23 protein-coding genes and 1 pseudogene are annotated in these 26,151 nt (G+C 44.1%); all 24 read right to left on the reverse strand.

What is annotated here, in order from left to right:
- Positions 1–198: 198 nt before the first annotated feature.
- Positions 199–534: a preprotein translocase subunit YajC gene (yajC, locus tag PCY71_RS07790; RefSeq protein ID WP_004192420.1), complete on the reverse strand. Its 336-nt coding sequence runs from the start codon at positions 532–534 to the stop codon at positions 199–201.
- A 177-nt stretch (positions 535–711) separates the two neighbouring features.
- On the reverse strand, positions 712–2,688 hold the full coding sequence (gene tkt, locus PCY71_RS07795; protein WP_002908667.1) for a transketolase: 1,977 nt from the start codon (positions 2,686–2,688) through the stop codon (positions 712–714).
- A gap of 462 nt (positions 2,689–3,150) precedes the next feature.
- Complete coding sequence (locus tag PCY71_RS07800; RefSeq protein WP_002893837.1) at positions 3,151–3,408, reverse strand: hypothetical protein; 258 nt, start codon at positions 3,406–3,408, stop codon at positions 3,151–3,153.
- A 199-nt stretch (positions 3,409–3,607) separates the two neighbouring features.
- The gene (locus PCY71_RS07805; protein WP_002908666.1) at positions 3,608–4,357 is read right to left on the reverse strand and encodes a CPBP family intramembrane glutamic endopeptidase; all 750 of its coding nucleotides are present in this window, start codon (positions 4,355–4,357) and stop codon (positions 3,608–3,610) included.
- Positions 4,358–4,566: 209 nt separating this feature from the next.
- The gene (locus PCY71_RS07810) at positions 4,567–6,705 is read right to left on the reverse strand and encodes an ATP-dependent Clp protease ATP-binding subunit (RefSeq protein ID WP_301412500.1); all 2,139 of its coding nucleotides are present in this window, start codon (positions 6,703–6,705) and stop codon (positions 4,567–4,569) included.
- A gap of 457 nt (positions 6,706–7,162) precedes the next feature.
- Entirely contained in the window at positions 7,163–7,927 is a 765-nt protein-coding gene (locus PCY71_RS07815; RefSeq protein ID WP_002908664.1) for an amino acid ABC transporter ATP-binding protein, read from the reverse strand.
- Between the two features lie 12 nt (positions 7,928–7,939).
- Positions 7,940–8,626 carry an amino acid ABC transporter permease gene (locus tag PCY71_RS07820; protein WP_002908663.1) on the reverse strand — a complete coding sequence of 229 codons (687 nt, stop codon included), beginning with the start codon at positions 8,624–8,626 and terminating at the stop codon, positions 7,940–7,942.
- Between the two features lie 3 nt (positions 8,627–8,629).
- Positions 8,630–9,322 carry an amino acid ABC transporter permease gene (locus PCY71_RS07825; RefSeq protein ID WP_002908662.1) on the reverse strand — a complete coding sequence of 231 codons (693 nt, stop codon included), beginning with the start codon at positions 9,320–9,322 and terminating at the stop codon, positions 8,630–8,632.
- Between the two features lie 207 nt (positions 9,323–9,529).
- Positions 9,530–10,414, reverse strand: coding sequence for a transporter substrate-binding domain-containing protein (locus PCY71_RS07830; RefSeq protein WP_002908661.1), 885 nt, complete (start codon positions 10,412–10,414; stop codon positions 9,530–9,532).
- A 15-nt stretch (positions 10,415–10,429) separates the two neighbouring features.
- Positions 10,430–11,431: a uroporphyrinogen decarboxylase family protein gene (locus tag PCY71_RS07835; protein ID WP_048773928.1), complete on the reverse strand. Its 1,002-nt coding sequence runs from the start codon at positions 11,429–11,431 to the stop codon at positions 10,430–10,432.
- Positions 11,432–11,519: 88 nt separating this feature from the next.
- Positions 11,520–11,720 (reverse strand): hypothetical protein, encoded by a 201-nt coding sequence (locus PCY71_RS07840; RefSeq protein ID WP_048773927.1) that lies wholly within the window; start codon positions 11,718–11,720, stop codon positions 11,520–11,522.
- 55 nt (positions 11,721–11,775) lie between these two features.
- Complete coding sequence (locus PCY71_RS07845; protein ID WP_301412501.1) at positions 11,776–12,822, reverse strand: uroporphyrinogen decarboxylase family protein; 1,047 nt, start codon at positions 12,820–12,822, stop codon at positions 11,776–11,778.
- Between the two features lie 212 nt (positions 12,823–13,034).
- A pseudogene (locus PCY71_RS07850) lies at positions 13,035–14,084 on the reverse strand (LLM class flavin-dependent oxidoreductase).
- Between the two features lie 230 nt (positions 14,085–14,314).
- On the reverse strand, positions 14,315–16,126 hold the full coding sequence (gene glmS / locus PCY71_RS07855; protein ID WP_002920298.1) for a glutamine--fructose-6-phosphate transaminase (isomerizing): 1,812 nt from the start codon (positions 16,124–16,126) through the stop codon (positions 14,315–14,317).
- A 350-nt stretch (positions 16,127–16,476) separates the two neighbouring features.
- Positions 16,477–17,484 carry a type I glyceraldehyde-3-phosphate dehydrogenase gene (gene gap / locus PCY71_RS07860; RefSeq protein ID WP_002893859.1) on the reverse strand — a complete coding sequence of 336 codons (1,008 nt, stop codon included), beginning with the start codon at positions 17,482–17,484 and terminating at the stop codon, positions 16,477–16,479.
- A gap of 323 nt (positions 17,485–17,807) precedes the next feature.
- On the reverse strand, positions 17,808–19,889 hold the full coding sequence (fusA, locus tag PCY71_RS07865; protein ID WP_002902195.1) for an elongation factor G: 2,082 nt from the start codon (positions 19,887–19,889) through the stop codon (positions 17,808–17,810).
- A 272-nt stretch (positions 19,890–20,161) separates the two neighbouring features.
- Positions 20,162–20,632: a 30S ribosomal protein S7 gene (rpsG, locus tag PCY71_RS07870; protein WP_002893865.1), complete on the reverse strand. Its 471-nt coding sequence runs from the start codon at positions 20,630–20,632 to the stop codon at positions 20,162–20,164.
- Positions 20,633–20,651: 19 nt separating this feature from the next.
- Positions 20,652–21,065: a 30S ribosomal protein S12 gene (gene rpsL / locus PCY71_RS07875; protein WP_002893867.1), complete on the reverse strand. Its 414-nt coding sequence runs from the start codon at positions 21,063–21,065 to the stop codon at positions 20,652–20,654.
- Positions 21,066–21,280: 215 nt separating this feature from the next.
- Entirely contained in the window at positions 21,281–21,745 is a 465-nt protein-coding gene (locus PCY71_RS07880; RefSeq protein ID WP_301412502.1) for a hypothetical protein, read from the reverse strand.
- A gap of 21 nt (positions 21,746–21,766) precedes the next feature.
- A complete protein-coding gene (gene purR, locus PCY71_RS07885) occupies positions 21,767–22,582 on the reverse strand; it encodes a pur operon repressor (protein ID WP_032905583.1) in 816 nt (271 codons plus the stop codon).
- 92 nt (positions 22,583–22,674) lie between these two features.
- Positions 22,675–23,619: a 3'-5' exoribonuclease YhaM family protein gene (locus PCY71_RS07890; protein ID WP_002893873.1), complete on the reverse strand. Its 945-nt coding sequence runs from the start codon at positions 23,617–23,619 to the stop codon at positions 22,675–22,677.
- On the reverse strand, positions 23,609–24,865 hold the full coding sequence (gene rmuC / locus PCY71_RS07895) for a DNA recombination protein RmuC (protein WP_002920302.1): 1,257 nt from the start codon (positions 24,863–24,865) through the stop codon (positions 23,609–23,611). The genes PCY71_RS07890 and rmuC overlap by 11 nt, the downstream gene beginning before the upstream one ends.
- Before the next feature lies 1 nt (position 24,866).
- Entirely contained in the window at positions 24,867–25,499 is a 633-nt protein-coding gene (locus PCY71_RS07900; RefSeq protein WP_048773920.1) for a thiamine diphosphokinase, read from the reverse strand.
- The gene (rpe, locus tag PCY71_RS07905) at positions 25,492–26,151 is read right to left on the reverse strand and encodes a ribulose-phosphate 3-epimerase (RefSeq protein ID WP_048773917.1); all 660 of its coding nucleotides are present in this window, start codon (positions 26,149–26,151) and stop codon (positions 25,492–25,494) included. Before rpe ends, PCY71_RS07900 begins: the two co-directional genes overlap by 8 nt.

Raw genomic sequence — 26,151 nt, forward strand, 5'->3', positions numbered from 1 at the left:
ATTATATCATAAATCCTTGGAATGTGGGCAATTCATCCGCTTTTTCAAGCCTGAGGCTATAAAATAAGGACAGAATGTCAACCAGAGAATCCAAACTCACCCAGCCTGTCCAAACCGCAAGGCAGATAAGCTTGCAATCAAACACCTCCTAGCCACATGAGTCAAAACAAAAAAACAGCCCGCAAGCTGTTTATTTCTTTACTCTTCAATCGCTGATTCTTCCTCGGGAAGGTCAACGCTTCCTTCACCGCCAGCAGCAGCAGGAATGCCCTCAGTCAATGGCAGTACAGTTTTAATAGCTGTCAGTTCAAAGGTCAGGTAAACACCGTCCACATCCAGAACAACTGTTTTCTTGTCTGTGTCCACTTCATCTACTGTTCCGTATAAACCGCCGATGGTAATGACTTCATAACCCTTTTGCAGCTTGTTAAGACTTTCCATACGCTGCTGAGCCTGTTTCTTTTGGGCACGCATCTGGAAATAAGTCATCCCTACCAGTACAACCGCAAATACAATAAGCATAATTGGATTCATATCTTTTCTCCTTCGAATGTCATATATGAACTACTATAGCAGATTTCCCTTATTTTTACAAGACGATTCTGACTTTTCAGGCAAAGTCCGTCTCAAGTCGGATGAAGCATGACTGGCCTAACCACATTTTTTAAAAAGTAAAAATCAGGATGACTAATACCCTGATTTTATGTCTTTTTATTTAAGATTTTTAACAACTTCTGCTACATGCTCAACTGTAAAGCCATATTCTTCCAGAACCTTGCCTGCCGGAGCAGATGCACCGAATTGATCGATTCCGATAACTGCACCGTCTAGACCGATATACTTGTACCAAGGCTGGCTAGCTGCCATCTCGATCGCTACGCGACGACGAACTGCATTAGGCAGAATTTCTTCTTTGTAGACTGCATCTTGAGCATCAAAAAGCTCTGTTGATGGCACGCTGACCACACGAATTTTAGCGCCTTCTGCTGCAAGTGCTTTAGCAGCTGCAACAGCCAAATTAACCTCAGAACCAGAAGCCAGCAAGATGGTATCGAAATCTGCCCCTGTTTCGTAGACCACATAAGCACCTTTAGCTACCTTGTCAAAGTTTGTGCCTTCTTCGACTGTCAGATTTTGACGGGTCAAGACCAGAGCAGTCGGAGTGGATTGGCTCTTAAGGGCCAAGTACCAAGCTGCCTGAGTTTCACGTGCGTCTGCTGGACGGAAAACAGTCAGGTTTGGAATGGCACGCAGACCAGCCAAATGCTCAATCGGTTCGTGAGTCGGACCGTCTTCACCTACTGCAATAGAGTCATGCGTGAAGACATAAGTCACTGGCAAGCCTTGAAGGGCAGACAAACGGACAGCTGCCTTAACATAGTCTGAGAATACGAAGAATGTACCACCGTAAACACGAAGACCACCATGAAGCGCCATACCGTTAAGAATTGTTCCCATAGCAAACTCGCGCACACCAAACTGGATGTTGCGGTTGAGACGGTGGGCATCATCCTGCAGGCCGTCTTCCTTGATGTAGGTCATATTAGAATGAGCCAAGTCAGCAGAACCGCCAAGGAAAGTTGGAAGGACCTTAGCTGCTGCATTGAGGGCATCCTGACTGGAATTACGGGTCGCTTGAGAGAAGCCATTTTCAAGCACTGGGAAGTCTTCTGGTTTGATTTCTACTGGATCCTGACCAGCAATGATAGCTGCTACTTCTGCTGCCAATTCTGGATGGGCTTGCTTGTAGTCCTCTACTAGCTGTTTCCAAGCATCGTATGCTGCGGCACCACGCTCTGCTACATTTGTACGGTAGTCAGCATAGACTTCCTCAGGAATCTCAAATGGCGCATAGTCCCAGCCCAAGGCTTTACGAGTAGCTTCCGCTTCTTCTGCTCCCAGAGGCGCACCGTGCACTGCATTCGTTCCTTGCTTGTTTGGAGAACCATAACCGATAACCGTCTTAACTTCAATCAAAGATGGTTTGCCGGAAGCCTTAGCTTCATTGATGGCTGCATCAATCGCTGCAAGGTCTGTTCCGTCTTCCACCAAAGCAGTATGCCAACCGTAGGCTTCATAGCGGGCACGAACATCTTCTGTAAAGGAATCCTTAGTCTCTCCATCTAGGTTGATATCATTTGAATCATAGAGAACAACCAGCTTGTCCAGCTTTTGCAGACCAGCATAAGAAGCAGCTTCAGCTGAAACCCCCTCCATCAAATCACCATCACCACAGATGACATAAGTATAGTGGTCAAAAATTGGATAGCCTTCACGATTATACTTAGCAGCCAAGAAACGCTCTGCCTGAGCAAATCCAGTAGCTGTAGAAATCCCCTGTCCCAGTGGGCCAGTAGTAGCATCAACACCAGCTGTGTGGCCAAACTCTGGGTGACCTGGTGTCTTAGAACCCCATTGGCGGAAGTTTTTGATTTCGTCCATGCTGACATCTTTAAAGCCAGACAGATGAAGCAAGGCATAAAGCAGCATAGAACCATGTCCTGCAGACAGGACGAAGCGATCGCGGTTAATCCAGTTTGGCTCTTCTGGATTGATACGAAGTTGTTTAGTAAACAAGTCATAGGCCATCGGCGCAGCGCCCATGACTACGCCAGGGTGACCTGACTTAGACTTTTCAATCGCGTCAATCCCTAAAAAGCGAATGGCATTAACTGATAATTGTGACATTAGATTCTCCTTATTTTTACTAAAATCTGTTCTGACATCAGAACAGGATAAACAATGGTCGTAGAAACGATAAAAATTGTCTCATATCTATTATAAGAAAATTATCCCTATATCGCAAGATAAGGATAATCTCATCTTTTTTATAGATTTATTATAAATCTTGAAAACGGTAACAAAAAGACCAAGAATTACACAGGTGACTGTTCACTCTTGAACTGTCAAAATCTGCCCATAAGGACAGAAAAAAGTAAGAAAGTGAGCATCGCTGCTCCTAAGTCCGACTGCGCCTCTGGCTTGTCTCATTAAGTTTTTACAGAACGTAGTTTTCGATTACGCTCAAACTGCATCTATGCCTCTAAGCTCTGCTCGACTCTGCGAGCCGGCAATCGCTAAGAGGCATAGAAAAACCCAGCTATCCAAATGGTTAGCTGGGTTAGGGTTGAGCTACATCATAGTTTTAGACTATCCTGCGGCCTTTTGATGAATAGTGATGCCGTATTTTTCATGGTTTTCTTCATACCAATTAATTAAGGCCATCGCAGTTTGATAAGTAATGTTCTTAATTTTGCTGGTCCCTTTAGTTAAGGTCAGGATACTCATCTTGCTGATGTTTGCATCCGTCGCAATTCGATAACTAGTTAAGGTTCCATTAACTAACAACTGAACAACAGCCTCGACTTTCCTATAGTCGGGCATGGTTGTAATATCCAACTTTTTCATAATTAAATCCTCTCCTAAAATTTAATTTACTAATCCATTATACACTTTTTTCTGACATTTACATATATAAAAACTTGAAAATGTACAAAAAAATTAGAACACAACTCATTAAAATGTCAACTTTTCCCACTTTTATAGACTTATGAGAGCCTTTTGCCTCTATTAAGATAGAAAAAAGAATTAATATTATCTTCTTTTCTTACTTTGTTAGCTCGCCTTTCCGTATTATGTTGTGCATAATTACCAGCGGCCAGACAGACTTAGTAAGTCTAAAAATCTCTGTATACATGACCGTCCAGCATGCAACAGTTATCATCCCGATAAGGAAGAATGCAAACCTTCCAACCGGCAAGGTATTTTGGATTTCTCTCTCAGACAGAAACTTCATAATGTAAGGCAGATGCCAAATCCACCAGATAAAGCCAACAAGTAGATATAGTTTTAAGTCAGATAATTTTAATTTGATTAATTGATTGGTAAGATATGCCCTCCAAACGGATTCTTCAAAAATATTTTTTATGAATTGAGTTCCGACCTGTGTGAGCAAGATGCCAAGATAGGCCGTGAACTCAACCTTCACATCTGTCACTCTGATGCCTTGCGTCATCAGTCCCAAGAATATCACTATTATCGTAACAAGTGGGTAAACTAAAAAACTAATCAGGTATAATTTTTTATTATCTTTAAAATTAATGGAAAACCCTGCTTCTTTCCAGCTATCTCCGCCAAAGCTACGGAGAAAGATGGTACAGATTAACGGAGTTACCAGCCAAATCAGCATCCCTAAAGAGCCGCTTCCTATCTCTGTTCCGATATTATCGTAAAGAGCTTGGCCGGTTACTTTATCAACAACATAACCAATCCAGCCGCATAGAGTGCTGAGAATGGCAAAGATAATGACATTGTGCTTAATTGTAGTTACTGTTTCATAGCAGTCTGCTTTCGTCAAAAATTATTCATCTCTCTTATTTGAGAGAAACTAGGTTGATTCGAGTCATCGACTGCTTCAGCAATATCAAGGAGAATTTAGTTGAGATTTTGGGATAAATGCTAATTTATTTCCAGAAAGGAGAGTTATTTGAAATTCATACTCATCAAAAAAAGACCTGCCTTCATCTCAGAAGGAGGTCTTTGAAAAGGTAGTTAACTTAGTAAGCTTTATTCTGCCTGCTTGTCTTCTTCAGATGCGTCAGCACCTTTTTCTCGGATAACCAAGACACCATCTTCCAAATCGGCTGTCAAGTGCTTAGCATCTAGATTATCCAAGTGGAAGTCGGTTACCTTGTCACGAATTTGCTGCTCGATGACACGGCGGAGCGGACGAACACCCATGACTTGGTCATAACCAGCATCGCGCAGGAATTCCTTAGCTGCGTCAGATACAGCCAAATCAATTTCTTTCTTGCTCAAGGTTTGATTTACTTCGATCAGCATGAGATTAACAATCTCCATCAAATCTTCTTTCTTGAGATGAGAGAACTCAATAACTGCGTTGAAACGATTGAGGAATTCTGGACGGAAGTAAGCTTTGAGTCGATCCATCAGATCAGGCTTTTCAGCATCTTCTTCCAAGCCTGCTTCGTAGCCAAAGCCAGCATTGGAAGTCGCAATGATAACCGTATTCTTGAAGTTGACTGTATTCCCTTGACCATCTGTCAAACGACCGTCATCCAGAACTTGAAGGAGAAGGGTAATCACTTGTGGATCAGCCTTTTCAATCTCATCCAAGAGAATGATAGAGTAAGGATTGCGGCGCACACGCTCGGTCAGGGTGTTGTTGTTGTCATCATAGCCGACATAGCCTGCAGTCGTACCAATCAGCTTGGAAACAGCAGTCCGGTCGGAGTATTCAGACATATCCAGACGGATAATGGCTTCCTTGGTACCGAACATATCCAGAGCCAGTTGCTTAGCCAGCTCAGTCTTACCAACACCAGTTGGTCCAACAAAGAGGAAACTTCCGATTGGACGGTTGCCTTCATCAAATCCTGCACGGTTACGGCGTATAGCTCTAGCCACGGCTTCTACAGCCTTATCTTGGCCGATAACTTTAGCTTTAAGACGGTCATTCATGCCCTTGAGGCGCTCAATGTCGCTGGCACCCATCTGAGATACTGGTACACCCGTCATCCGTTCAACAGACTCTGCTACGTCGTTGACTGTAGCTGTCACCTTCATATCCTCAGTGTGATTTTGAATTTTCTTTTCTAGCTCTTCAATGCGAGTCTTAGCATTCAGAGCTGCTTCATAATCTTCTTTCTCAACAGCCGCTTCCTGTTTGTTTTTCTGTTCAGCAATCTCATTTTCAACCGCATGAACATCAGTCACTGGATGCTGGGCTGCCAAGTGCGCAGCAGTCACATCGACCAGGTCAATGGCCTTGTCTGGCAGGCTCCGTTGTGGAATATACTGAACAGAGTAGTCCACAGCCGCTTTCAGCACTTCATCCGGCAGGATGACATTGTGGTGCTTTTCGTACAAGTCACGAATACCTTGAAGAATTTTATAGGTATCTTCGTCAGACGGTGCATTGACCTTGACTTCATTGAATCGGCGAGCCAGAGCTGCATTTTTGAGAATGGTATTCCGGTACTCGTCCTGAGTAGTAGCCCCGATAACTGTCAACTCACCACGAGAAAGCGCTGGTTTGAGAATATCCGCCATGCCCTTAGAGCCACTATCTCCACCGATAGATCCTGCTCCTAGGATTTGATGGATTTCATCAAAGAAGAGGATAATGTTACCGGCTTCCTTGACTTCATTGACTAAGTTTTGGATATTTTCTTCAAAGCTACCACGATATTGAGTACCAGCTTCCAGACCGGAAATATCAACAGAAATAACTTCCTTATTCTTGATGGCCGCTGGCACATCACCATTAACGATAGCCTGAGCCAAGCCTTCTACGACAGCTGTCTTACCAACTCCGGCATCTCCGACCAATACAGGATTGTTCTTGGTCCGACGAGAAAGGATTTCAGCAGTTTCTTGGATTTCCTTATTGCGTCCAATGACTGGATCTAACTTACCATCACGAGCTTCCTGAGTTAGATTGCGACCTAGCTTAGCCAGGATACCATCCTGCTTAGGTCCTTGAGCAGCAGCTTGTCCAGTTTGCTCACCTGTTCCTTGACCAGGGAGCTTGCCAGTAGCCCGGTACTGAGCAAACTCTTCCGGTGTGACCTCTCTACCATTAATCAAGTAGCGCCGGTGTTCGCTGTTGTAGCCACCCATGCGTCCCATAAGTTGGTTGAAAAGGTCGTCCATATTGTTAAAATTGTTGTAGTTGTTGTTCATAGCATTACCTCGCTGTTTTCATATTTTGCTTTACATAATTTTTGATTTTACCAAAGTTTCAGATAAGAAATCTCTTCCTTATCCACTATAAATTTTGATTTGGGAGATCTTCTGCAATCTATTATTTTACATAACTTATTCTCTTTTCAAAAATCAAGACTGATTCAGTCTCTATTTTTATGAGTGATTTGATCTCTTTCAGCAGAAGATAATTTTACATAATTTTTAATCCTCCCAAAAATAATCGCCTTCCGGCTATATTCACATCTTCTGATTAAATTTACGTAAACTTTTTTGTTTACAGTTGTAATTTTATCATGACAGAATTTATTTGTCAATAGATTTTACATAATTTTTTAAAATAAATTTACAAATGTAATTAAAAATTGTCGTTTAGGTCCTTTTCATTCCTATAAAGATGTCTTTTTATAATAAAAATCTGGACACAATCCAGATTTTAAATCATATATTCTACACTATAGCTGGCATCGGACAGAATGCGGGACAGAAACTGTTGGGTCCGCTCTTCCTTTGGACTGCTGAAGAATTCCTGAGGAGGATTTTCTTCGATGATGTGACCTCCGTCCATAAAGATAACATGGTTGGCCACATCACGAGCAAAGCTCATCTCATGGGTCACAACAACCATGGTCACTCCCTCCTGAGCCAACTGTTTCATGACGCTGAGAACTTCACCGACCAATTCCGGATCTAGAGCCGAAGTTGGTTCATCCAGCAGGATGACATCTGGCTTGACAGCAATGGCACGCGCAATCCCAATCCGCTGCTGCTGGCCGCCTGATAGCTGAGAAGGATAGTAGTCTTTGTAGGCCAAGAGGCCCACGCGATTCAAGGACTCTTCCGCAATCTTAAGCGCTTCTTCCCTCGGTATCTTACGAGCTATCACTAAGCCTTCTAAGATATTTTCAAGGGCTGTTTTATTGGCAAAGAGATTATAATGCTGGAAGACAAAGGCCGTCTTTCTACGAATTTCCAAAATCTCCTTTTTGCTGAGCTTAGCCAAATCATAGTCCTTACCAGACAAAGTCAACTGGCCGCCATCCGCTTTTTCTAAGTGATTCAGACAGCGCAGAAATGTTGTTTTCCCAGAGCCTGACGGTCCCAGAATAACTACAACGTCACCTTGATTGACCTTGAGACTGACATCTGCCAGCACCTGGTGCTCTCCAAATCGTTTGGAGATATGTTTTACTTCTAACATAATCTTTCCTTCCTAAGCAAGAGCGTAGCGCTTTTCCAAGCCCCTAAACATCCACTGAATCAAGCCACAAATAATGAGATAAATAACAAAAATCACCAGATAAGACTCTGAATACTGGTAAGAATGGGAGGCCTCTATCTTAGCCAAGGCTGTGATATCCTTGACTGTCATGACAAATACCAACGAAGTTCCCTTGACTAGATTGATAACCAGATTGGCCAGATTGGGCAGGGCTGAGCGCAGAGCCTGAGGAAAAACAATTCTCCGATAGGCTTGAAAATTCGTTAAACCAATCGCTTGAGCCGCTTCTAACTGCCCTTTATCCACTGTTAATATGGCAGAGCGCAGTATTTCCGACAAGCTGCCTGTCGTCATCAGGCTATAAATGATGAAAGCATAGTAAAGCGGATTGAACTTAAAGACGTCTACCTGACTGCCCAGACTTTTAAAAATTTGATTCAGTAAGCTAGGAAAAAGACTATAGAAAAAGAGAATGAGCAAAATGGGAGGCGTCGCCCGAATAAAGGCCAGATAAACCACTGAAAAGGTCCGCACACCTCGAACTTTATAAATCTGCCCTAAAGCCAAGAGCAAGGCTGGAATAAAGCTGAGCAGAATAGCCACCACCATAATGATCAGGGTTACCGGTATGCCTTTCAAAGTAACCAGAAAGGTATTTACAATATAATTCAAATCCATGCTTTACCTCTCCTTGACTATCAGACTTTTTTCCAGAAGCTGGGAAGCAAGCGAAACCACTAGGGCAATCCCCCAGTAAATCAAGGCCACCGCTGTATAGGTTTCGAGGGAATAATTGCCTAGATTACGGCTGATGAGATTTTGCCCCGCTCCCATGACATCAACTGCCCCAATCGTATAAGCTAGCGCAGCATCCCGCATGAGATTAAGAAGGGCAGTAGTCAGATTGGGCAGGGCGATGCGAAAAGCCTGTGGCAGGACAATACGCAGAAAAGTCTGCACCGGTGCCAAGCCAATACTGAGACCTGCCTCGGTCTGTCCCTTGGGAACAGCAAGATAAGCTGCCTTGAAGACTTCCGCAATCATGGCCGCAAAGAGCAGAATCATGGTGATGATGACAAACACAGTCCGCGACCAATTATTGATATCCAGCCCCAGCCACCATTCTAAAAACTCTGGAATGCCATAAAAAACCAAGAAAAGTAAGACAATAGGCGGTGTACATCTAAGGATAAATATATATCCTCTAGCTAGGCCAGCAAAAGACTGCTCCTCAGAAATCTGAGCCCAAGCCAACAGACCACCCAGCAAGGAGCCAATCAAAGCTGTCACAAACATAATCCATAAAGTGGTCGGCAGAGCCTGCAGCAGACTAGGCAGCAGGCCAAAGACACGGGATAAGTCATACGAGACCATAATTTTCTTCTCCTTCGACAGTGATTAGATAGAATAAGCTTCTCTTGGGCGGGCACTTTCAGCTTGGAGCAGCCATGCTCTCGCCTAGTTATCCTCTTTGAAAATTCCTTCAAACAGCAGCAAGGTCAGCTTAGAAGCCACCAACTCTATATTCAGCCAGCTTCTCAGTCAGCCTTTTGATTTTCCGTAATCAGCAGACAGCAGCCACTAATCCTTGTCCACATAAGAGAAGACATCTTCTCCGAAATACTTTTCAGATAGTTTAGCCAAGGTTCCGTCCTTTTCCAGTTCCTTAATTGCCTTCTCGTATGCCTTAGCAAATTCTTCATTTTTTTCGTTTTTATGAAGCAGGGGATAGGTCGGAATCCCCTTGTAAGGGAACCAAGTCAGTTGATCCGCATACTGGTGGTAAGAACCTTCCTTGTCAGTCACAGCTTTTTCAAACGACAGCTTGATGTCAAAGAAGGCATCGTAGCGTCCTTCCAGAACCCAAGCATAAGCATCAGCCACCTTGAAGGACTCTGCTGCAGTCAAATCAATAGGAGCACCGCTATGCTTTTGGTTATACTCTTCGATAACCGCCCATTGAGCATTCTGCGGAGAAATTGGTACCAGCTTGCCCTTTTCCTTGGCAAAGTCATCAATGGTTTTGTATTTTTCAGCGTCTTCCTTGCGGATAGTGAAACCGATAATGCTAGCACCGATTGGGCTTTTTGGAATGATGAACTTCTTCGCCCGCTCTTCGGTGTACCATGCTCCCTTGGTTCCGATGTCATATTTTCCAGATTCCAGACCGACTAAGAGATCTTCATCACTGGTACCAGTATATTCAAACTGATAGTCTGGCAGCTTTTCATCAATGGCCTTGAGAACAGCAACCTCATAGCCATCTGACTCACCTTTTTCATCCACAAAGTCATAAGGAACATAGTTCTGTGTATGTGCCACTTTCAAAGTCGTGACCTTACCGCCGCCTGATGCAGAGCTGCTCGTCTTGCTAGATGAAGCACCTGTCAAGGTCCGCCCCAAATAAGTCGCCGCTACAATAGCAATCACTGCTGCTCCACCAATAATCCATTTTTTCTTGCTCATTCTTTCGTCTCCTTCTTATGTTAAGCTTGCTGCTTGGCGAACCCACTGAATCCGCTCTGCTTCAATATCGCTTGGAATAGTACAGTCAGCCCCGATAATCAAAGCTTCCTTGCCAGCTCCTGCTATCAGCCGCTTGGTCTCATCTTGAATAGCCGCTTGACTGCCCGTGTAGAGCAGGCCGTCCTTGCCATTTTCAAAGCCACCCAGGACAGTCCGACCGCCAAATAATTTCCGGCCCTCCGCTAGGCTGATACCTTCTGGCCCCACTGCCCAATTGATGACCTGAGCTGGATAGTCAGTGAAAAGATGAACATCGTTTCGCGCGCCTTCGTAACCGCAAATGTGCAGGATATTCACTCCGCCAGCCGCGTTGGCTGCTTCCAGCACCGCCAATTCACTAGGAGCAATAAAAGTCTTATAATCTTCTGCTGACACCCGTGCATCCTGAATGCTCTGAACGCTGAGGTAGATTCCATCCGCTCCAGCTTCCTTGATAATCCGCTCCGTCAAAGCCGCAATATCTTTAGCAATCACATCCAGCACCCGCTTCGTGAGCACCGCATTCTCCGCCAAGAAATCTGCAATGATATCATCTCCACCAGCAACCTTGCCGACCAACCATTTGAAGTAGGTCACTGGCGCAAAAATATTGTAAATAGCGACCAAGTCCTCTGTAAAGCCAGCCCTAATCTTCTGAACCAGTTCCACCTGCTCACTAATCCAAGGGTGGTCAGCACCTAGCGGCTCAATATCTGCTAAGTCTTTGATAGATTGGACTTTTTTCAAGCGTTCATTAGGATAGGCAAAATAACCATCACTCATCAGCTTGATAAAGTCTGGGTCGACTTCTGCCAGAAAAGCTTGATGGCCGGACAGATTTTTCTCAATAATGGCCTGATTTCCAAAACCAGCCAGCCACTCATCCTCGCTGGTAAAATGATGCCAGAAACCAACTGGCACTCGATCAACAGGCTCTCCTCTGAAAGCTTTCAGTACTAATTCTCTTTTTGAAGTCATCTTCTCTCCTTTCTCTATTGTTCCTATCTTGCCAATGAGTTGTTTTTTAGCTTTTTCATTGGACTACTTCATCTTTTTAAGTAAAATTCTAATCCGATAAGAGCAGGACAGCGATATCATTGGGCTGCATCAAGCCAGTTGACTGCTCTGGCAGTTTCTTGAGCACCTGCAAATCATCTTCTTTTTTGTCTGAAGACTGATGAGCATAAATGTGACTGATGCTCAGAAAGGTTCCTATTATCAAGAATATCAGAGCAAGAGCTGCAAGCCTTTTTTGATATCGATTCATCTATCTTCCTCCTTGAAAGAGTTGAAAATTGCTCTTTAGGACTTTAGCAAGTCCGTCAGAACTGACTAGCAGCCTGACGGATCCAGTCCAATCTTTCTATTTCAAAATCATCTGGTACAGTACAGTCAGCCCCTAGAATCACTCCCTGACTGCCAGCTTCAGCCAGCAGCCGCTTGGTCTCAGCCTCTAACTCTGCTCGACTGCCCGTATTCAGAAGAGCTGCTCTGCCATTTTCAAAGCCGCCCAGGACAGTCTGACCGCCAAAGAGCTTGCGCCCTTCCGCTAAGCTGACCCCTTCATGATGGGTTGCCCAGTTAAAGACTTGAGCCGGATAGTCCTTGAACAGTTCCAAATCATTGCTGGCCCCTTCAAAGCCGCAGATGTGGAGAATATTCTGACCGCCAGCCGCATTGGCCGCTTCCAGAACCTTGACCGTACTAGGCTCAATATAACGACGATAACTGGTCGCATCTACCCGGCCGTCTTGAACTTGCTGGGTGCTGAGATAAATCCCCTCAATGCCCGTTTCCTCAATGATGCGCCTAGTCAAAATAGCAATATCAGTGGCAATGATATCTAAAACATGTCCTGTCAACTCGGGATCCTCTGCTAGAAAATCTGCAATTTCTCTATCTCCTCGCGACCCTTCCCGGCGGAACCAGCGCTTGAAATAGGAGACCGGCGCAAAAATATTGTAGAAGGAAGCGAGGTCCTCCGGATAGCTTGCTTTTACAGCCTTAACCATCTCAATCTGCTGCTCAATCCAAGGATGATGCTCACCGATAGACTGGATAGCAGCCAAGTCCCGAATGGACTCAATATGATCCGAATAAAGCGCGCTAGGATACTTAAAGAAGCCATCGCTCATAATCTTGACAAAGTCTGGCCGTGCAGCTCGAACATAAGCAGCATGTCCCTCAACACTTTTATTGAAAATCTCTGGATTGTCCAGGCCCAGCATCTTTTCCTCTTGGCTTACAAAGTGAAACCAGAATCCCACAGGCACTCGGTCAACTTCTTCACCCCGAAAAGCTCTCAGCACTAATTCTTTCTTGCTGACCATTACCTCCTCCTTCTTTGAATTTGTAATATATCTTACCATCCTCTCTTTCTCCTGGGAAATATATTTTCCCTATCAGCCTGATTAAAAATATTTATCAAAGCAAAATAAAAAAGCTAGACTAAGCTAGCTTTTTCAAGGCTTTTCAGACTCTGCTGAACCACCTTATTTTTTGTACCCTTTTTAGATAAGTACCATATATATTTTCTATGGATGAGATAGGTAATTTTTATCAAAAAACTGCTACTCCAATCTTACTTACCCTTAGCTGCAAAATACTCCCGCACGAGCGGTGCAACCTTAGTGCCAAAGAGTTCGATAGACTGGAGTACCTGCTCATGCGGAAGCGATCCCAACGGCAGATGCAGCATGAAGCGATTCAGTCCCAGCTCCTCTATCATCTTGATCAATTTCTGAGCGACCTTTTCAGGGCTACCGACAAACATGGCCCCCTCTGGTCCTACCTGATCCAGGTATTGCTCATAGGTCATCTCCTTCCAGTGAGGGCGGTCCTTAGAGATAGCGTCCACTACCTGCTTGGTCGGATGGAAGTAAGTCCGGACCGCCTCCTCATTATCCTCCATGACCCAGCCCCAAGAGTGGGCAGCGATCTTCAACTTTTCATCTGAGTGGCCACTTTCCTGCCCAATCCGGCGATACGCATCCAGCAGGGGCTTGAAGCTCTTAGGCTGTCCACCGATAATGGCATACGCAATTGGCAGGCCCTTCTGGGCGACCTTAATGGTGGACTCGACATTGCCCCCCGTCGCTACCCAAACTGGCAATGTTTCTTGCACAGCCCGTGGGTAGACTTCCCGATTGTCAATAGTCTGCGTCAGCTTGCCCTTCCAATTTAGCCGAGTCTAGGCACTGGCATAGAGGAGCAGGTCCAGCTTTTCATCAAAAAGCTCTTCATAATCCTTCAAGTCATAGCCAAAGAGCGGAAAGGACTCGATAAAAGATCCACGGCCAGCCATGACCTCTGCTCTGCCATTTGACAATGCATCAATCGTCGCATACTGCTGGTAGACTCGAATAGGATCCAAGCTCGACAGGACACTGACAGCACTGGTCAGACGAATCTTCTCCGTCTTGATCGCGCCAGCCGCCAGCACAATCTCCGGCGCAGAGACCGCAAAGTCCTCCCTGTGATGCTCTCCAATGCCATGCACGTCCAGCCCCACCTTGTCTGCCAACTCAATCTCTGCTACCAGCTGCCGAATCCGCTCATCATGAGTATAGGTCTGCCCTGTCCCCTCCAGCGGCGTTGTCTCTCCAAAAGTAGAAATACCTAATTCCACCATGTTTTTGTCCTCCTGATATTTAAGATAAAAATATTTTATCACTAATTAGTGATAAATACAAAAATGATGCTCAACCTATTTGTCCATCTGTATGAAATAGGATGACTGTCGTCAGCATGGCTTTGCCATGGTCGAAAGAGACTTCCAAAGAGCATCGTCTCCAAAATACCATACCAAAAGCCCCAGAAAAATCTGAGGCTTAGTATTATTATCAAGATTGGTTAGAAAGCTTATTCTACAGTGACAGACTTAGCCAGATTACGCGGTTTGTCTACATCCAGACCACGGTGCAAGGTTGCAAAGTAAGCAATGAGCTGTGTCGGCACCACCATAGAGATTGGTGACAGGTAAGGGTGAACCTGATTGAGTACGATATCGTCTCCCTCTTTGGCTACATTCTCCTCAGCAATGGTCAGCACCTTGGCACCCCGAGCTACAACTTCTGAAATATTACCTCGAGTATGGCTAGCCAAGACTTCATCAGAAAGCAGGGCCAAAACTGGTGTCCCGTCTTCAATCAGAGAGATCGTACCGTGTTTGAGTTCACCAGCTGCAAAGCCTTCACACTGGATATAAGAAATTTCTTTGAGTTTTAAGCTAGCTTCCATCGCCACATAGTAGTCTTGACCACGGCCGATATAGAAAGCATTGCGAGTTGTTTCTAGAAGGCCGCGGACCTTATTGTCAATCAACTCCTTTTCTGACAAAGTGGACTCAATAGACTGCGCAACTAAGGACAGCTCGTGAACCAAATCAAAGGCTGCCGCTTTCTCAGAAGCATTGGCATCGCCAACAGCTTTAGCCAAGAAAGCCAAGGCTGCGATTTGAGCTGTATAGGCCTTAGTAGAAGCAACCGCAATCTCAGGACCTGCATGCAGCAGCATGGTATGATTGGCTTCCCGAGAAAGCGTAGAACCCGGAACATTGGTCACGGTCAAACTTGGAATGCCCATCTGATTCGCCTTGACTAAGACCTGACGGCTGTCAGCTGTTTCGCCAGATTGGCTGATAAAGATAAAGAGAGGCTTCTTGCTAAGGAGCGGCATAGCATAACCCCACTCAGAGGCAATGCCCAGCTCAACAGGTGTATCCGTCAGCTCTTCCAGCATACGCTTAGAAGCATAGCCAGCATGGTAAGAAGTTCCAGCCGCAAGGATATAGAGACGGTCAGCTTCCTGAACAGCCTTGACAATATCCGCATCAACTGATACTTGCCCCTTATCATCTGTATAAGCGCTGATTAGCTTACGCATCACAGTTGGCTGCTCGTCGATTTCTTTGAGCATATAGTATGGATAAGTCCCCTTACCGATATCGGACAGATCTAGCTCAGCAGTATAGCTTTCACGCTCCAGAGTATGCCCGTCATAATCCTGCACTTCCACACTGTCTTTACGGACAATAACCAGCTCTTGGTCATGAATTTCCATAAACTGACTTGTCTCGCGAATCATGGCCATAGCATCTGAGCAGACCATATTGTAGCCTTCACCAAGCCCGACTAGTAGTGGAGATTTATTTTTAGCAACATAGATAACATCTGCATCTTCTGAATCCACCAAAGCAAAGGCATAAGAACCACGGATAATGTGAAGAGCTTTTTTAAAGGCTTCTAAAAGAGACAAGCCTTCTTCTTCAGCAAATTTGCCAATCAGATGCACAGCAATCTCTGTATCTGTCTGCCCCTTGAAGTCATGACCAGCTAGATAAGTATTCTTAATATCAAGGTAGTTCTCAATTACACCATTATGAACCAAGACAAAACGGCCGGTCTGTGAAGTATGAGGATGGGCATTGTTTTCACTTGGTTTTCCATGAGTAGCCCAACGAGTATGTCCGATACCAGTAGTCCCAGCAACATCAATGCCAATTTTAGCATGTAGGTCAGCGATACGACCGACCGACTTGATCAGACTAGAAGTTTTCCCTGTTGTTACAAAAATTCCAGCTGAGTCATAACCTCGGTATTCCAGCTTTTCCAAGCCCTGCATCAAAATATCTGTTGCGTTGCGATTTCCGACAACTCCGACAATTCCACACATAACATTACTTCTGATTTCTAGTCTTAGAAACCAGCCCTTCTTATTAAAATTGGTATAGTTCTATTGAAGTTAAATAACTTCAATAGAGATAGTATACAAACTCTTTTTTGGTTTGTCAAGCATGAAATTGGTATAGTTTTCTTTAAGAAAAGTATGCTTAGCTTCTCTTACCGCAAAACAGCCCCTTGAAGCATTTAGAAAAATGGACAGAAGTATCAGAACTGACTTTCTATATGACTAAAAATTTGGAAAATAGAAGCTCAATAAACCACAAACCTGTCTTTGATGATTCTCACAAAGCAAGGTACAGAAAAAGAGACTCAAATGAGTCTCTTTCTTTTACCATTGAATTATTTAGCGATTTTCGCGAAGTATTCAAGAGTACGTACAAGTTGTGCAGTGTATGACATTTCGTTGTCGTACCATGATACAACTTTAACCAATTGTTTGCCGTCAACATCAAGAACTTTAGTTTGAGTTGCGTCGAACAATGAACCGTAAGACATACCTACGATATCTGAAGATACGATTGGATCTTCTGTGTAACCGTATGATTCGTTAGCTGCTGCTTTCATAGCTGCGTTTACTTCATCAACTGTTACGTTCTTTTCAAGAACAGCAACCAATTCAGTAACTGATCCAGTTGGAGTTGGAACGCGTTGTGCAGATCCGTCCAATTTACCGTTCAATTCTGGGATAACCAAGCCGATAGCTTTAGCAGCACCAGTTGAGTTAGGAACGATGTTTGCAGCACCAGCGCGAGCACGACGAAGGTCACCACCACGGTGTGGTCCGTCAAGGATCATTTGGTCACCAGTGTAAGCGTGGATAGTAGTCATCAATCCTTCAACAACACCGAAGTTGTCTTGAAGTGCTTTAGCCATTGGAGCCAAGCAGTTTGTAGTACATGAAGCACCTGAGATAACTGTTTCAGTACCATCAAGAACGTCGTGGTTAGTGTTAAATACAACTGTCTTAACGTCATTTCCACCAGGAGCAGTGATAACAACTTTCTTAGCACCACCTTTAAGGTGTTTTTCAGCAGCATCTTTCTTAGCAAAGAAACCAGTTGCTTCAAGAACGATTTCTACACCGTCAGTAGCCCAGTCAATTTGTTCTGGGTCACGTTCAGCAGAAACTTTAACGAATTTACCGTTAACTTCAAATCCACCTTCTTTAACTTCAACAGTACCATCGAAACGACCTTGAGTTGTGTCATATTTCAACAGATGTGCAAGCATTACTGGATCTGTAAGGTCGTTGATGCGAGTAACTTCAACACCTTCTACGTTTTGGATACGACGGAAAGCAAGACGACCGATACGACCGAAACCGTTAATACCAACTTTAACTACCATTCGTGATTTCCTCCTTATGAAAATCAAAAAATTTTTATGTGAAAAGAGTAACTTGAGTTGCTACAAATCACCTTTCAACATTTCTATTATATACTTAATTGAGGTAAAATGCAACTGATTTCATTGTTATTAACAAGTATTATGAATTCTTTCACTAACTTTCATTTCGGCTTTCATTGATTTGAAAAAGCAAAGCAGTAACTTTTGAAAATGCGGGAATACAACTTACAAAATCAATCATTTCCCCTTTTTATTGAGGATATGCTTCTCTAAAAAATAGAAAAAGCACCCGCAAACGCGAGTGCCAAGGTTTAGCTCAAAGCTTAAGCTTCACCTTTGTTTTTCTTAATGATTTCTTCTTGTACTGACTTAGGTACATCTTCGTAGTGGTCGAATACCATCATGAAAGTACCGCGTCCTTGTGATGCTGAACGAAGAACTGTTGCATAACCGAACATTTCAGCAAGTGGAACATAAGCACGAACGATTTGGCTGTTACCATGTGCTTCCATACCGTCAACACGTCCACGACGAGCTGTTACGTGACCCATAACATCACCAAGGTTTTCTTCAGGAACAGTGATTGTTACCAACATCATTGGCTCAAGGATAGCAGGCTGAGCAGTCTTAGCAGCTTCTTTCAAAGCAAGTGAAGCCGCAACCTTGAAAGCTGTTTCAGATGAGTCGACATCGTGGTATGAACCATCATAAAGTTTAGCTTTCACGTCAACGATTGGGTAACCAGCAAGGACACCGTTCGCCATAGACTCAACCAAACCTTTTTCTACCGCTGGGATGAATTCACGTGGAACCACACCACCGACGATAGCATTTTCAAACTCGAAGCCTTTACCTTCTTCATTTGGTGTAAATTCGATCCATACATCACCGAATTGACCTTTACCACCAGATTGGCGTTTGAAGAATCCACGAGCTTGAGTAGAAGCGCGGAATGTTTCACGGTAAGATACTTGAGGAGCACCTACGTTTGCTTCAACCTTGAACTCACGACGCATACGGTCAACAAGGACATCCAAGTGAAGCTCACCCATACCAGAGATAACTGTTTCACCAGTTTCAACGTTTGTTTCAACACGGAATGTTGGATCTTCTTCAGCCAGTTTTTGCAGAGCAATACCCATCTTGTCTTGGTCAGCCTTAGACTTAGGCTCAACCATCAGCTGGATAACAGGCTCTGGAACGTGGATCGACTCAAGAATCACTTTTGCTTTTTCATCTGTCAATGAGTCACCAGTAGTCGTATCCTTCAAACCAATAGCAGCTGCAATATCCCCAGCATAAACGGTTTCAATTTCTTGACGACTATTGGCATGTAATTGCACAAGACGTCCGATGCGCTCACGTTTACCTTTCGAAGTGTTCATTACATAAGAACCGGATTGAAGAACACCTGAGTAAACACGGAAGAAGGTCAAACGACCTACGAATGGATCTGTTGCAATCTTGAAGGCAAGAGCTGCAAATGGCTCTTCATCAGATGCAGGACGAGTTTCTTCTTCTTCAGTGTCTGGGTTGATACCTTTGATTGCTGGGATGTCAAGTGGGCTTGGAAGGTAGTCAATAACCGCATCAAGCATCAACTGAACACCCTTGTTCTTGAAGGCTGAACCACACAATACTGGGAAGAATTCAACATTGATTGTTGCTTTACGGATAGCAGCTTTCAATTCGTCAGTTGTGATTTCTTCACCTTCAAGGTATTTCATCATCAAATCTTCATCAGTTTCAGCAACTGCTTCCACCAATTTTTCACGGTATTCTTGAGCTTGCTCAAGGTATTCAGCTGGGATATCTTCTTCCAAAATATCTGTACCAAGGTCATTAGTATAGATTTCAGCCTTCATCTTGATCAAGTCGATAATTCCGCGGAAGTCATCTTCTGAACCAATTGGCAATTGGATTGGATGAGCGTTTGCTTGAAGACGATCATGCAAAGTGCTTACTGAGTAAAGGAAGTCAGCACCAATCTTGTCCATCTTGTTAGCAAATACGATACGAGGAACTCCGTACTCAGTTGCTTGGCGCCAAACTGTTTCAGTTTGAGGCTCAACACCTGATTGTGAGTCAAGAACGGTTACCGCACCGTCCAAGACACGAAGAGAACGTTGTACTTCGATTGTGAAGTCCACGTGTCCCGGTGTGTCGATGATGTTTACACGGTGGTTGTTCCATTGAGCTGTTGTCGCAGCAGATGTGATAGTGATACCACGCTCTTGCTCTTGCTCCATCCAGTCCATTTGTGACGCACCTTCGTGAGTTTCACCGATTTTGTGGATTTTACCAGTGTAGTAAAGAATACGCTCAGTTGTTGTTGTTTTACCAGCATCGACGTGGGCCATGATACCGATATTACGAGTTTTTTCAAGTGAAAATTCGCGAGCCATTTGGTTATTTCTCCTATTAATTTATTTTACAATTTATTATAACATGATTTAGCAAAAACGGATAGGCAGGACCTACCCGTTCTCAATGCTTATCTTGTTTTTGTTTTTCTCAACTTGTAGATAAGTTGAATTGAACTCAGGCTAAAGTTAATTAGCCGATTTGAGCCGGAACGGGATGCTGTGTGAAAAAGATAAACTTCCTTGTATTCGTCGAATACTGCGTCAGTTTCCTATTTTCACCTTGCATCCTTACCGTTCCTAGCATCATGATTTTACCAACGGAAGTGTGCGAAGGCACGGTTAGCTTCTGCCATACGGTGAGTGTCTTCACGTTTCTTAACAGCTGCACCAGTATTGTTAGATGCATCCAAGATTTCTTTTGCAAGGCGGTCAACCATTGTGTGCTCACCACGTTGACGAGCAATAGTTACCAACCAGCGAAGTCCAAGTGTTGTACGACGTTCTGGACGAACTTCAACCGGAACTTGGTAGTTTGAACCACCGACACGGCGAGCACGAACTTCAAGTACAGGCATGATGTTTTCCATAGCTGTTTCAAATACTTCCAGCGCATCGTTTCCAGTTGCTTCTTTGATTTGGTCAAAAGCTCCGTAAACGATAGAAGCCGCTGTACCACGCTTACCATCAAGCATAACGCGGTTGATAAGACGAGTAACTAATTTTGAATTGTAAAGCGGATCTGGCAATACTTCGCGCTTAGGCGCTTGGTTTTTACGACTCATTTATCTTTCTCCCCTTTCCTTATGCTTTTGGTTTTTTAGTACCGTATTTAGAACGGCCTTGTTTACGATCAGTAACACCTGCTGTATCAAGTGCACCGCGGACGATATGGTAACGTACCCCTGGAAGGTCTTTTACACGTCCACCACGAAGAAGCACTACGCTGTGCTCTTGCAGGTTGTGTCCGATACCTGGGATGTAAGCTGTAACTTCAATCAGGTTGCTCAGACGTACACGGGCAAACTTACGAAGGGCAGAGTTTGGTTTCTTAGGTGTCATAGTTCCGACACGGGTTGCAACTCCACGTTTTTGTGGTGAAGATACGTTTGTTTGAACTTTTTTATGGCTGTTATAACCAACGTTCAAAGCTGGTGATTTAGATTTTTCTACTTTTGATTTACGCGGTTTGCGAACCAATTGGTTAATTGTAGGCATCTACATTCTCCTGTATTTTTTTAATTTTGGTGATGATACACTTGGTGACAGCTACCATCTGCGTGTACTTTTGCAACATTTGTCAGCACGTCTCTGTACACTTTTGAGAGACCAAAAGTAAAAAGTACCGTCTATCATTATAGCACGACGATACTTTTCTGTCAATACATTTTTTCTATTTTAAGCTTATATCTGCTTATTAGATTGCTGCCAACTTATTGCTGCGGCTGAGCCACTGCTTCTTCTGATACAGCAGCTGGATTTTCATAAACACCAGCCTGAGCCCCTTCTGGGTCAATCAGGACAGCTATTGCCTGAATACGGCTTTGGAATCTAGCCTTCGTCGCTGCATCTTTGACCTTCTCTGCTGCAGTCTTAGCTAGCTGCAAATCTTCCAAAGTATGCATGGTTTCAAGCTGTTTAACTGCTTCTTCTGCGGCCTGAACTGCTTGCTCCTCTTCCTGGATTTCTTTTTCCTGTGCTTCTTTTTGAGCAGAAGACAGTTGTAAGGAAGAACTGCTTGATGCGATGCTCGCAGCAGAGCTGACTGAATTGGTGCGGGAATTAGACTGTCCCTGTACAAAAACCATGCCGGTAATCAGAATCCCAAATAAAATCGACAATACTCCTAAACGAATCCACAGCGGACTGTGGTCAAACTTTTCTAAAACTGTTTTCATCTATAATCTCCGCCCTTTTCCCTAATCAAAAATATTTCCAATTTCCACATCAATGGTATTCGCCTTGACATCAATATTGGTTACTTTCAAGAGCGATTTATAGTCCAGATAATCGCGATTGGCCTGCGCGTTGTCCGCAAAGACGGCTACACCTGCCAACTCAGAGTCAAACTCAGATAAGAGGCTAATCATCCCTGTAATGGTCCCCCCGCCTTTGAGGAAGTCATCCACAATCAAGACGCGGCTGCCAGCCTTGAGACTGCGCTTGGACAAGAACATCTTTTCGATACGATCTCCGCTGGATCCCGATACGTAGTTGACACTGACCGTTGATCCTTCTGTAATCTTTAAATCCCGACGAACGATGACAAAAGGTACATTGAGAACATTGGCTACTGCATTGGCCAAAGGAACACCCTTAGTCGCAACTGTCATGACCGCATCAATCTGTTGATCTTTAAAGCTCTTGGCAATGATTCGCCCGATATTGTTCAGAATAGATGGAGTGCTGAGCAGATCAGATAGATAAATATAGCCCCCAGGAAGAATCCGATTGCTTTCAGACAGCTGATCACAAAGACCTTGTACAATAGTCTTAGCTTCTGTATCTGAGATGGACGGGCTAAAAATCACTCCTCCACCAGCACCAGTAATCGTTTCGATAGTTCCAATTTCAATCTCTTCAAAGGCACGCTTAATAATGACAATATCTTCTGAAATAGAAGATTTGGCAGATTCGTATTTTTCTGCAAATGTATTTAAGCTCGTTAATTCATAAGGATGGTTAATCAAATAATTGGAAATAACCACCATACGCTCACTTCTTCTTAATTTCATTTTTTCACCAATTAAAGTTATTTTATTCATTATACCACAACAAAAACAAAAAAACGAACATTCTTTTCCAAGTAATGTCCATTTTTCGTATTTTACTGTTCAAGTTTTGGTTTGTAGAAAGAACGGCCTTCAAGAGCGAATATTTTATTGCTCATTTCACCTGGATCTACAAGTCCCAAGGCAGCAGTCATCATCATCATCTCCGCATCCAGATTATCAATCATATGCAGAATTTCTGCCTCCATAATCTTAGGCCGGACAGGACTGCCGTATTCCAAGAGACCGTGGTGACTGAGAAGGACATGCCGCAGGACGATTACTTCTTCCTTGCTATCATCAATTTTCAGCTCCATCAAGGTCTTGGTCAATTCTTCATCAATCAAAGCAATGTGCCCAATCAGATTGCCACGCACAGTGTACTCTGTATTTTCTGGACCGCTGAGCTCAATAACCTTGGCCAAGTCATGGAGCATGATCCCTGCAAAAAGCAAGCTTTTATTAAGCTGAGGATAAATGTCTCCGATAGCATCCGCCAGCTTGACCATGGTAGCGGTATGAAAGGCTAGCCCCGACTCAAAAGCATGGTGATTGGTCTTGGCAGCTGGATAAGAATAAAACTCCTTGTCGTACTTGCTATAAAGCGAGCGGACCACGCGCTGCCAGACCGAATTCTCAATCTTGAAAATCATCTGAGATAAATAGTCTCGGATTTCTTTCTGGTCTACTGGTGGTTTTTCCTTGAAATCCGCTGGATCATTGGGCTCTCCAGCCTTAGGAAGACGCAGGGTCAGTTGATTTACCTGGGGCGTGTTATTGTAGACTTCCCGTCGACCTTGCATGTGCACGACCTTGCCAGCAGTGAATTCTTCAACATTATGTGGCTGAGCATCCCAGAGTTTACCTTCAATTACCCCTGTATCATCTTGGAAAGTAAAAGCCAGATAATTTTTTCCAGCCCTTGTCTGACGGACTTCTGCTGACTTGATCAGATAGAAACCTTCAAACAGTTCATCTTTTTTCATTTGATTAATCTTCATTGTTTTCCCTTTCTTCTGAAAAATCAAGTAAGTTCAAATCGAGGTCTTGGTCAGACAGCTCAATATGGCGTAAGGTTCTTTCGATAGCTCCTGTCCGCCGGGTTAAGAGTTCATCAATGTTACCCGAAGCATGCTGCAAATGTTTCTGAGCCTTGGTCAGAATACCACCGAACTTGTTAAACTCGGATTTGACAGAACCCAGAACCTTGCTGATATCGTCTGCACTTTTTTGAATATTGAGCGTTTTAAAGCCGACAGACAATGAATTGAGCAAGGCAGATAGGGTAGATGGCCCCGCTACCACAATCTGCTCCTCCCGCCGCAAACTGTCAAAAAAGGCTGGATTGCGGACAACTTCCGAATAGAGACCTTCTGTTGGCAGAAACATGATACCAAAGTTAGTTGTAGCCGGTGGTGCCAGATATTTACTCTTAATATCCTTGGCAAAGCGTTTAACACTTGCTAAGAGAGACTTGCGATAGAGCTCAATCTCTTCCTTGCTGCCAGACTCATAAGCATCTTCCAAACGGTAGTAATCGGCCAGAGGAAACTTAGAATCAATGGGCAGATAGACATATTCATGCTCCGTCTGTCCCGGCAGTTTAATGGCATATTCGACACGCTCGCTGGATCCGGCCACCGTCACAAACTCTCGCTCATACTGACTGGCCGTCATAATGTCCTCAATAATCTGCCCCAGCTGCAGCTCCCCTAAAATCCCCCGGGTCTTGGTATTTGAAAGAACCTTGTTCAGCGTGCCGACATCTCGGGCAACACTCTGCATTTCTCCCAGACCGCGATTAACAGACTCCAATTGCTTAGAGACCGTTTCAAAAGAAGTCTGAAGACGAGTCTGAAGTGTCTTTTCCAGTTTCTCTTCAACGGTCTGCCGCATCTGCTCTAGACGGGTTTCGTTGGACTCTTGAATCTGCCGCATACGCTCGTCAGTTTTATCCCGATTCTTGGTCAGGTTGTCACTGATTTCCAAGCGCAGCTCTGTCAAGTTGCGGTGCAAGTCTGTCCTGACCTCGCTCAAACGATCTCCCAGAGCTAATTCCAGCTCTTTCTGAGACGTTTCCTTTTTCTGGCTTTCTTGCTCCAAGCGATAGTCCAGCTGATCCGATAGATGATCTGCCTGATTTTCCAAGACTTGCTTTAGCGTCTCGGTCTGCTGACTAAGCTTTTGCCATAAAAGAAAGGTCAGCACTAGATTTCCTAAAAGAATGAGGATGATTATAAACTCCATATCAGCTCCTGTCTTTGCTGTAAATGACGACTGTATAGCCGCTATCAAAGTCCAAATAAATGGGCTTATCTATAAATTCGTTAGAAGCATACACTTTTTTGAAAAAAAAATTATCTTTATTGAGCGGATATTTGGCGCCCTCAATCGTTAAGGCAGCATCATCCGATGGCAGAAAGGCTAGATAACGCATGCCAGCTACTGGTTTGATTTCATGGCGCCCCTTGGGAACATAGGTCAGCAGATTCTGTTCGTCTTTCAGAAAAATCTTCTCCATATAAGGTGCAATTTTTTCATTACTGGGCAGGAAAACATTGGCCAAGGCATGATCCAGACGGCCCCCAAAGGCTCCAAAAATAGTCAGACAAGCATCTGGATACCGCTCAAAACAAGCCAGAACAGCTAACTCCAAGTCTGTATCATCCTTTTCAGGATGGGCCTGAACGACTTCCTTGACCCTATCTTTTATGCGCAGCAATTCTTCCTCAGTCACAGAGTCAAAATCCCCGACAGCCAAGTCAGGACAAACTCCCTGCTCAAGCAGAAAGAGGCTTCCACGGTCTACTCCAACTAAAACATCAAAATCTAAGCTAAAATGCTCCAAGTTCCCGCCAGCAAATAGTGCAACCTTAGTCATACAGGGCATCCCGTAAAGTCTGAACTTGATGATTGACATCACCCTTAAAGACATAGCTGCCAGCTACGAAGACATTGGCACCAGCTTCTTTAGCAATCCCAATGGTCTTATCGTCAATACCGCCATCCACTTCAATATCAAAATTCAGCTGATTGACTTCACGCAAGACAACCAATTCACGAATCTTATCCATGGTTTCTGGCAGAAAAGCCTGACCGCCAAAGCCTGGATTCACTGTCATCACAAGGACTTGATCAACCAAATTCAAAACGTTTTTGACTGCTTCAACTGGTGTTCCCGGATTAATCACTACACTAGGCTTGACTCCTGCTGCCCGAATCTTCTGCAGCGCTCCGTGGATATGTGGTGTCGCTTCAGCATGAATGCTGATAATATCTGCACCGGCACGAGCAAATTCTTCGATATGGTGCTCAGGATTGGAAACCATCAAATGGCAGTCAAAGACTAGCTTGCTGTGAGGACGCATACTGGCAACAACCCCAGCCCCAAAGCTGATGTTAGGCACAAAATGACCATCCATAATATCAATATGAGCATACTCAGCACCTGTCGCTTCTAACTTCTTCAATTCTGCTTCAAAATTAGCATAGTCCGCACTTAAAATTGAAGGGGCAATTTTGAATGATGTCAT

It is taken from the genome of Streptococcus sp. SN3 (assembly GCF_030439905.1).

What these genes read in the sequence shown, in the direction of transcription:
- PCY71_RS07825 (WP_002908662.1), bottom strand. Translation starts at nt 9,322, where the DNA reads ATGGTCTCGTATGACTTATCCCGTGTCTTTGGCCTGCTGCCTAGTCTG.
- PCY71_RS07835 (WP_048773928.1), bottom strand. Translation starts at nt 11,431, where the DNA reads ATGACTTCAAAAAGAGAATTAGTACTGAAAGCTTTCAGAGGAGAGCCT.
- PCY71_RS07830 (WP_002908661.1), bottom strand. Translation starts at nt 10,414, where the DNA reads ATGAGCAAGAAAAAATGGATTATTGGTGGAGCAGCAGTGATTGCTATT.
- gap (WP_002893859.1), bottom strand. Translation starts at nt 17,484, where the DNA reads ATGGTAGTTAAAGTTGGTATTAACGGTTTCGGTCGTATCGGTCGTCTT.
- purR (WP_032905583.1), bottom strand. Translation starts at nt 22,582, where the DNA reads ATGAAATTAAGAAGAAGTGAGCGTATGGTGGTTATTTCCAATTATTTG.
- PCY71_RS07845 (WP_301412501.1), bottom strand. Translation starts at nt 12,822, where the DNA reads ATGGTAAGATATATTACAAATTCAAAGAAGGAGGAGGTAATGGTCAGC.
- fusA (WP_002902195.1), bottom strand. Translation starts at nt 19,889, where the DNA reads ATGGCTCGCGAATTTTCACTTGAAAAAACTCGTAATATCGGTATCATG.
- rpe (WP_048773917.1), bottom strand. Translation starts at nt 26,151, where the DNA reads ATGACATCATTCAAAATTGCCCCTTCAATTTTAAGTGCGGACTATGCT.
- PCY71_RS07880 (WP_301412502.1), bottom strand. Translation starts at nt 21,745, where the DNA reads ATGAAAACAGTTTTAGAAAAGTTTGACCACAGTCCGCTGTGGATTCGT.
- PCY71_RS07840 (WP_048773927.1), bottom strand. Translation starts at nt 11,720, where the DNA reads ATGAATCGATATCAAAAAAGGCTTGCAGCTCTTGCTCTGATATTCTTG.
- rpsL (WP_002893867.1), bottom strand. Translation starts at nt 21,065, where the DNA reads ATGCCTACAATTAACCAATTGGTTCGCAAACCGCGTAAATCAAAAGTA.
- PCY71_RS07900 (WP_048773920.1), bottom strand. Translation starts at nt 25,499, where the DNA reads ATGACTAAGGTTGCACTATTTGCTGGCGGGAACTTGGAGCATTTTAGC.
- PCY71_RS07890 (WP_002893873.1), bottom strand. Translation starts at nt 23,619, where the DNA reads ATGAAGATTAATCAAATGAAAAAAGATGAACTGTTTGAAGGTTTCTAT.
- PCY71_RS07820 (WP_002908663.1), bottom strand. Translation starts at nt 8,626, where the DNA reads ATGGATTTGAATTATATTGTAAATACCTTTCTGGTTACTTTGAAAGGC.
- PCY71_RS07815 (WP_002908664.1), bottom strand. Translation starts at nt 7,927, where the DNA reads ATGTTAGAAGTAAAACATATCTCCAAACGATTTGGAGAGCACCAGGTG.
- yajC (WP_004192420.1), bottom strand. Translation starts at nt 534, where the DNA reads ATGAATCCAATTATGCTTATTGTATTTGCGGTTGTACTGGTAGGGATG.
- PCY71_RS07810 (WP_301412500.1), bottom strand. Translation starts at nt 6,705, where the DNA reads ATGAACAACAACTACAACAATTTTAACAATATGGACGACCTTTTCAAC.
- rpsG (WP_002893865.1), bottom strand. Translation starts at nt 20,632, where the DNA reads ATGAGTCGTAAAAACCAAGCGCCTAAGCGCGAAGTATTGCCAGATCCG.
- tkt (WP_002908667.1), bottom strand. Translation starts at nt 2,688, where the DNA reads ATGTCACAATTATCAGTTAATGCCATTCGCTTTTTAGGGATTGACGCG.
- PCY71_RS07800 (WP_002893837.1), bottom strand. Translation starts at nt 3,408, where the DNA reads ATGAAAAAGTTGGATATTACAACCATGCCCGACTATAGGAAAGTCGAG.
- glmS (WP_002920298.1), bottom strand. Translation starts at nt 16,126, where the DNA reads ATGTGTGGAATTGTCGGAGTTGTCGGAAATCGCAACGCAACAGATATT.
- rmuC (WP_002920302.1), bottom strand. Translation starts at nt 24,865, where the DNA reads ATGGAGTTTATAATCATCCTCATTCTTTTAGGAAATCTAGTGCTGACC.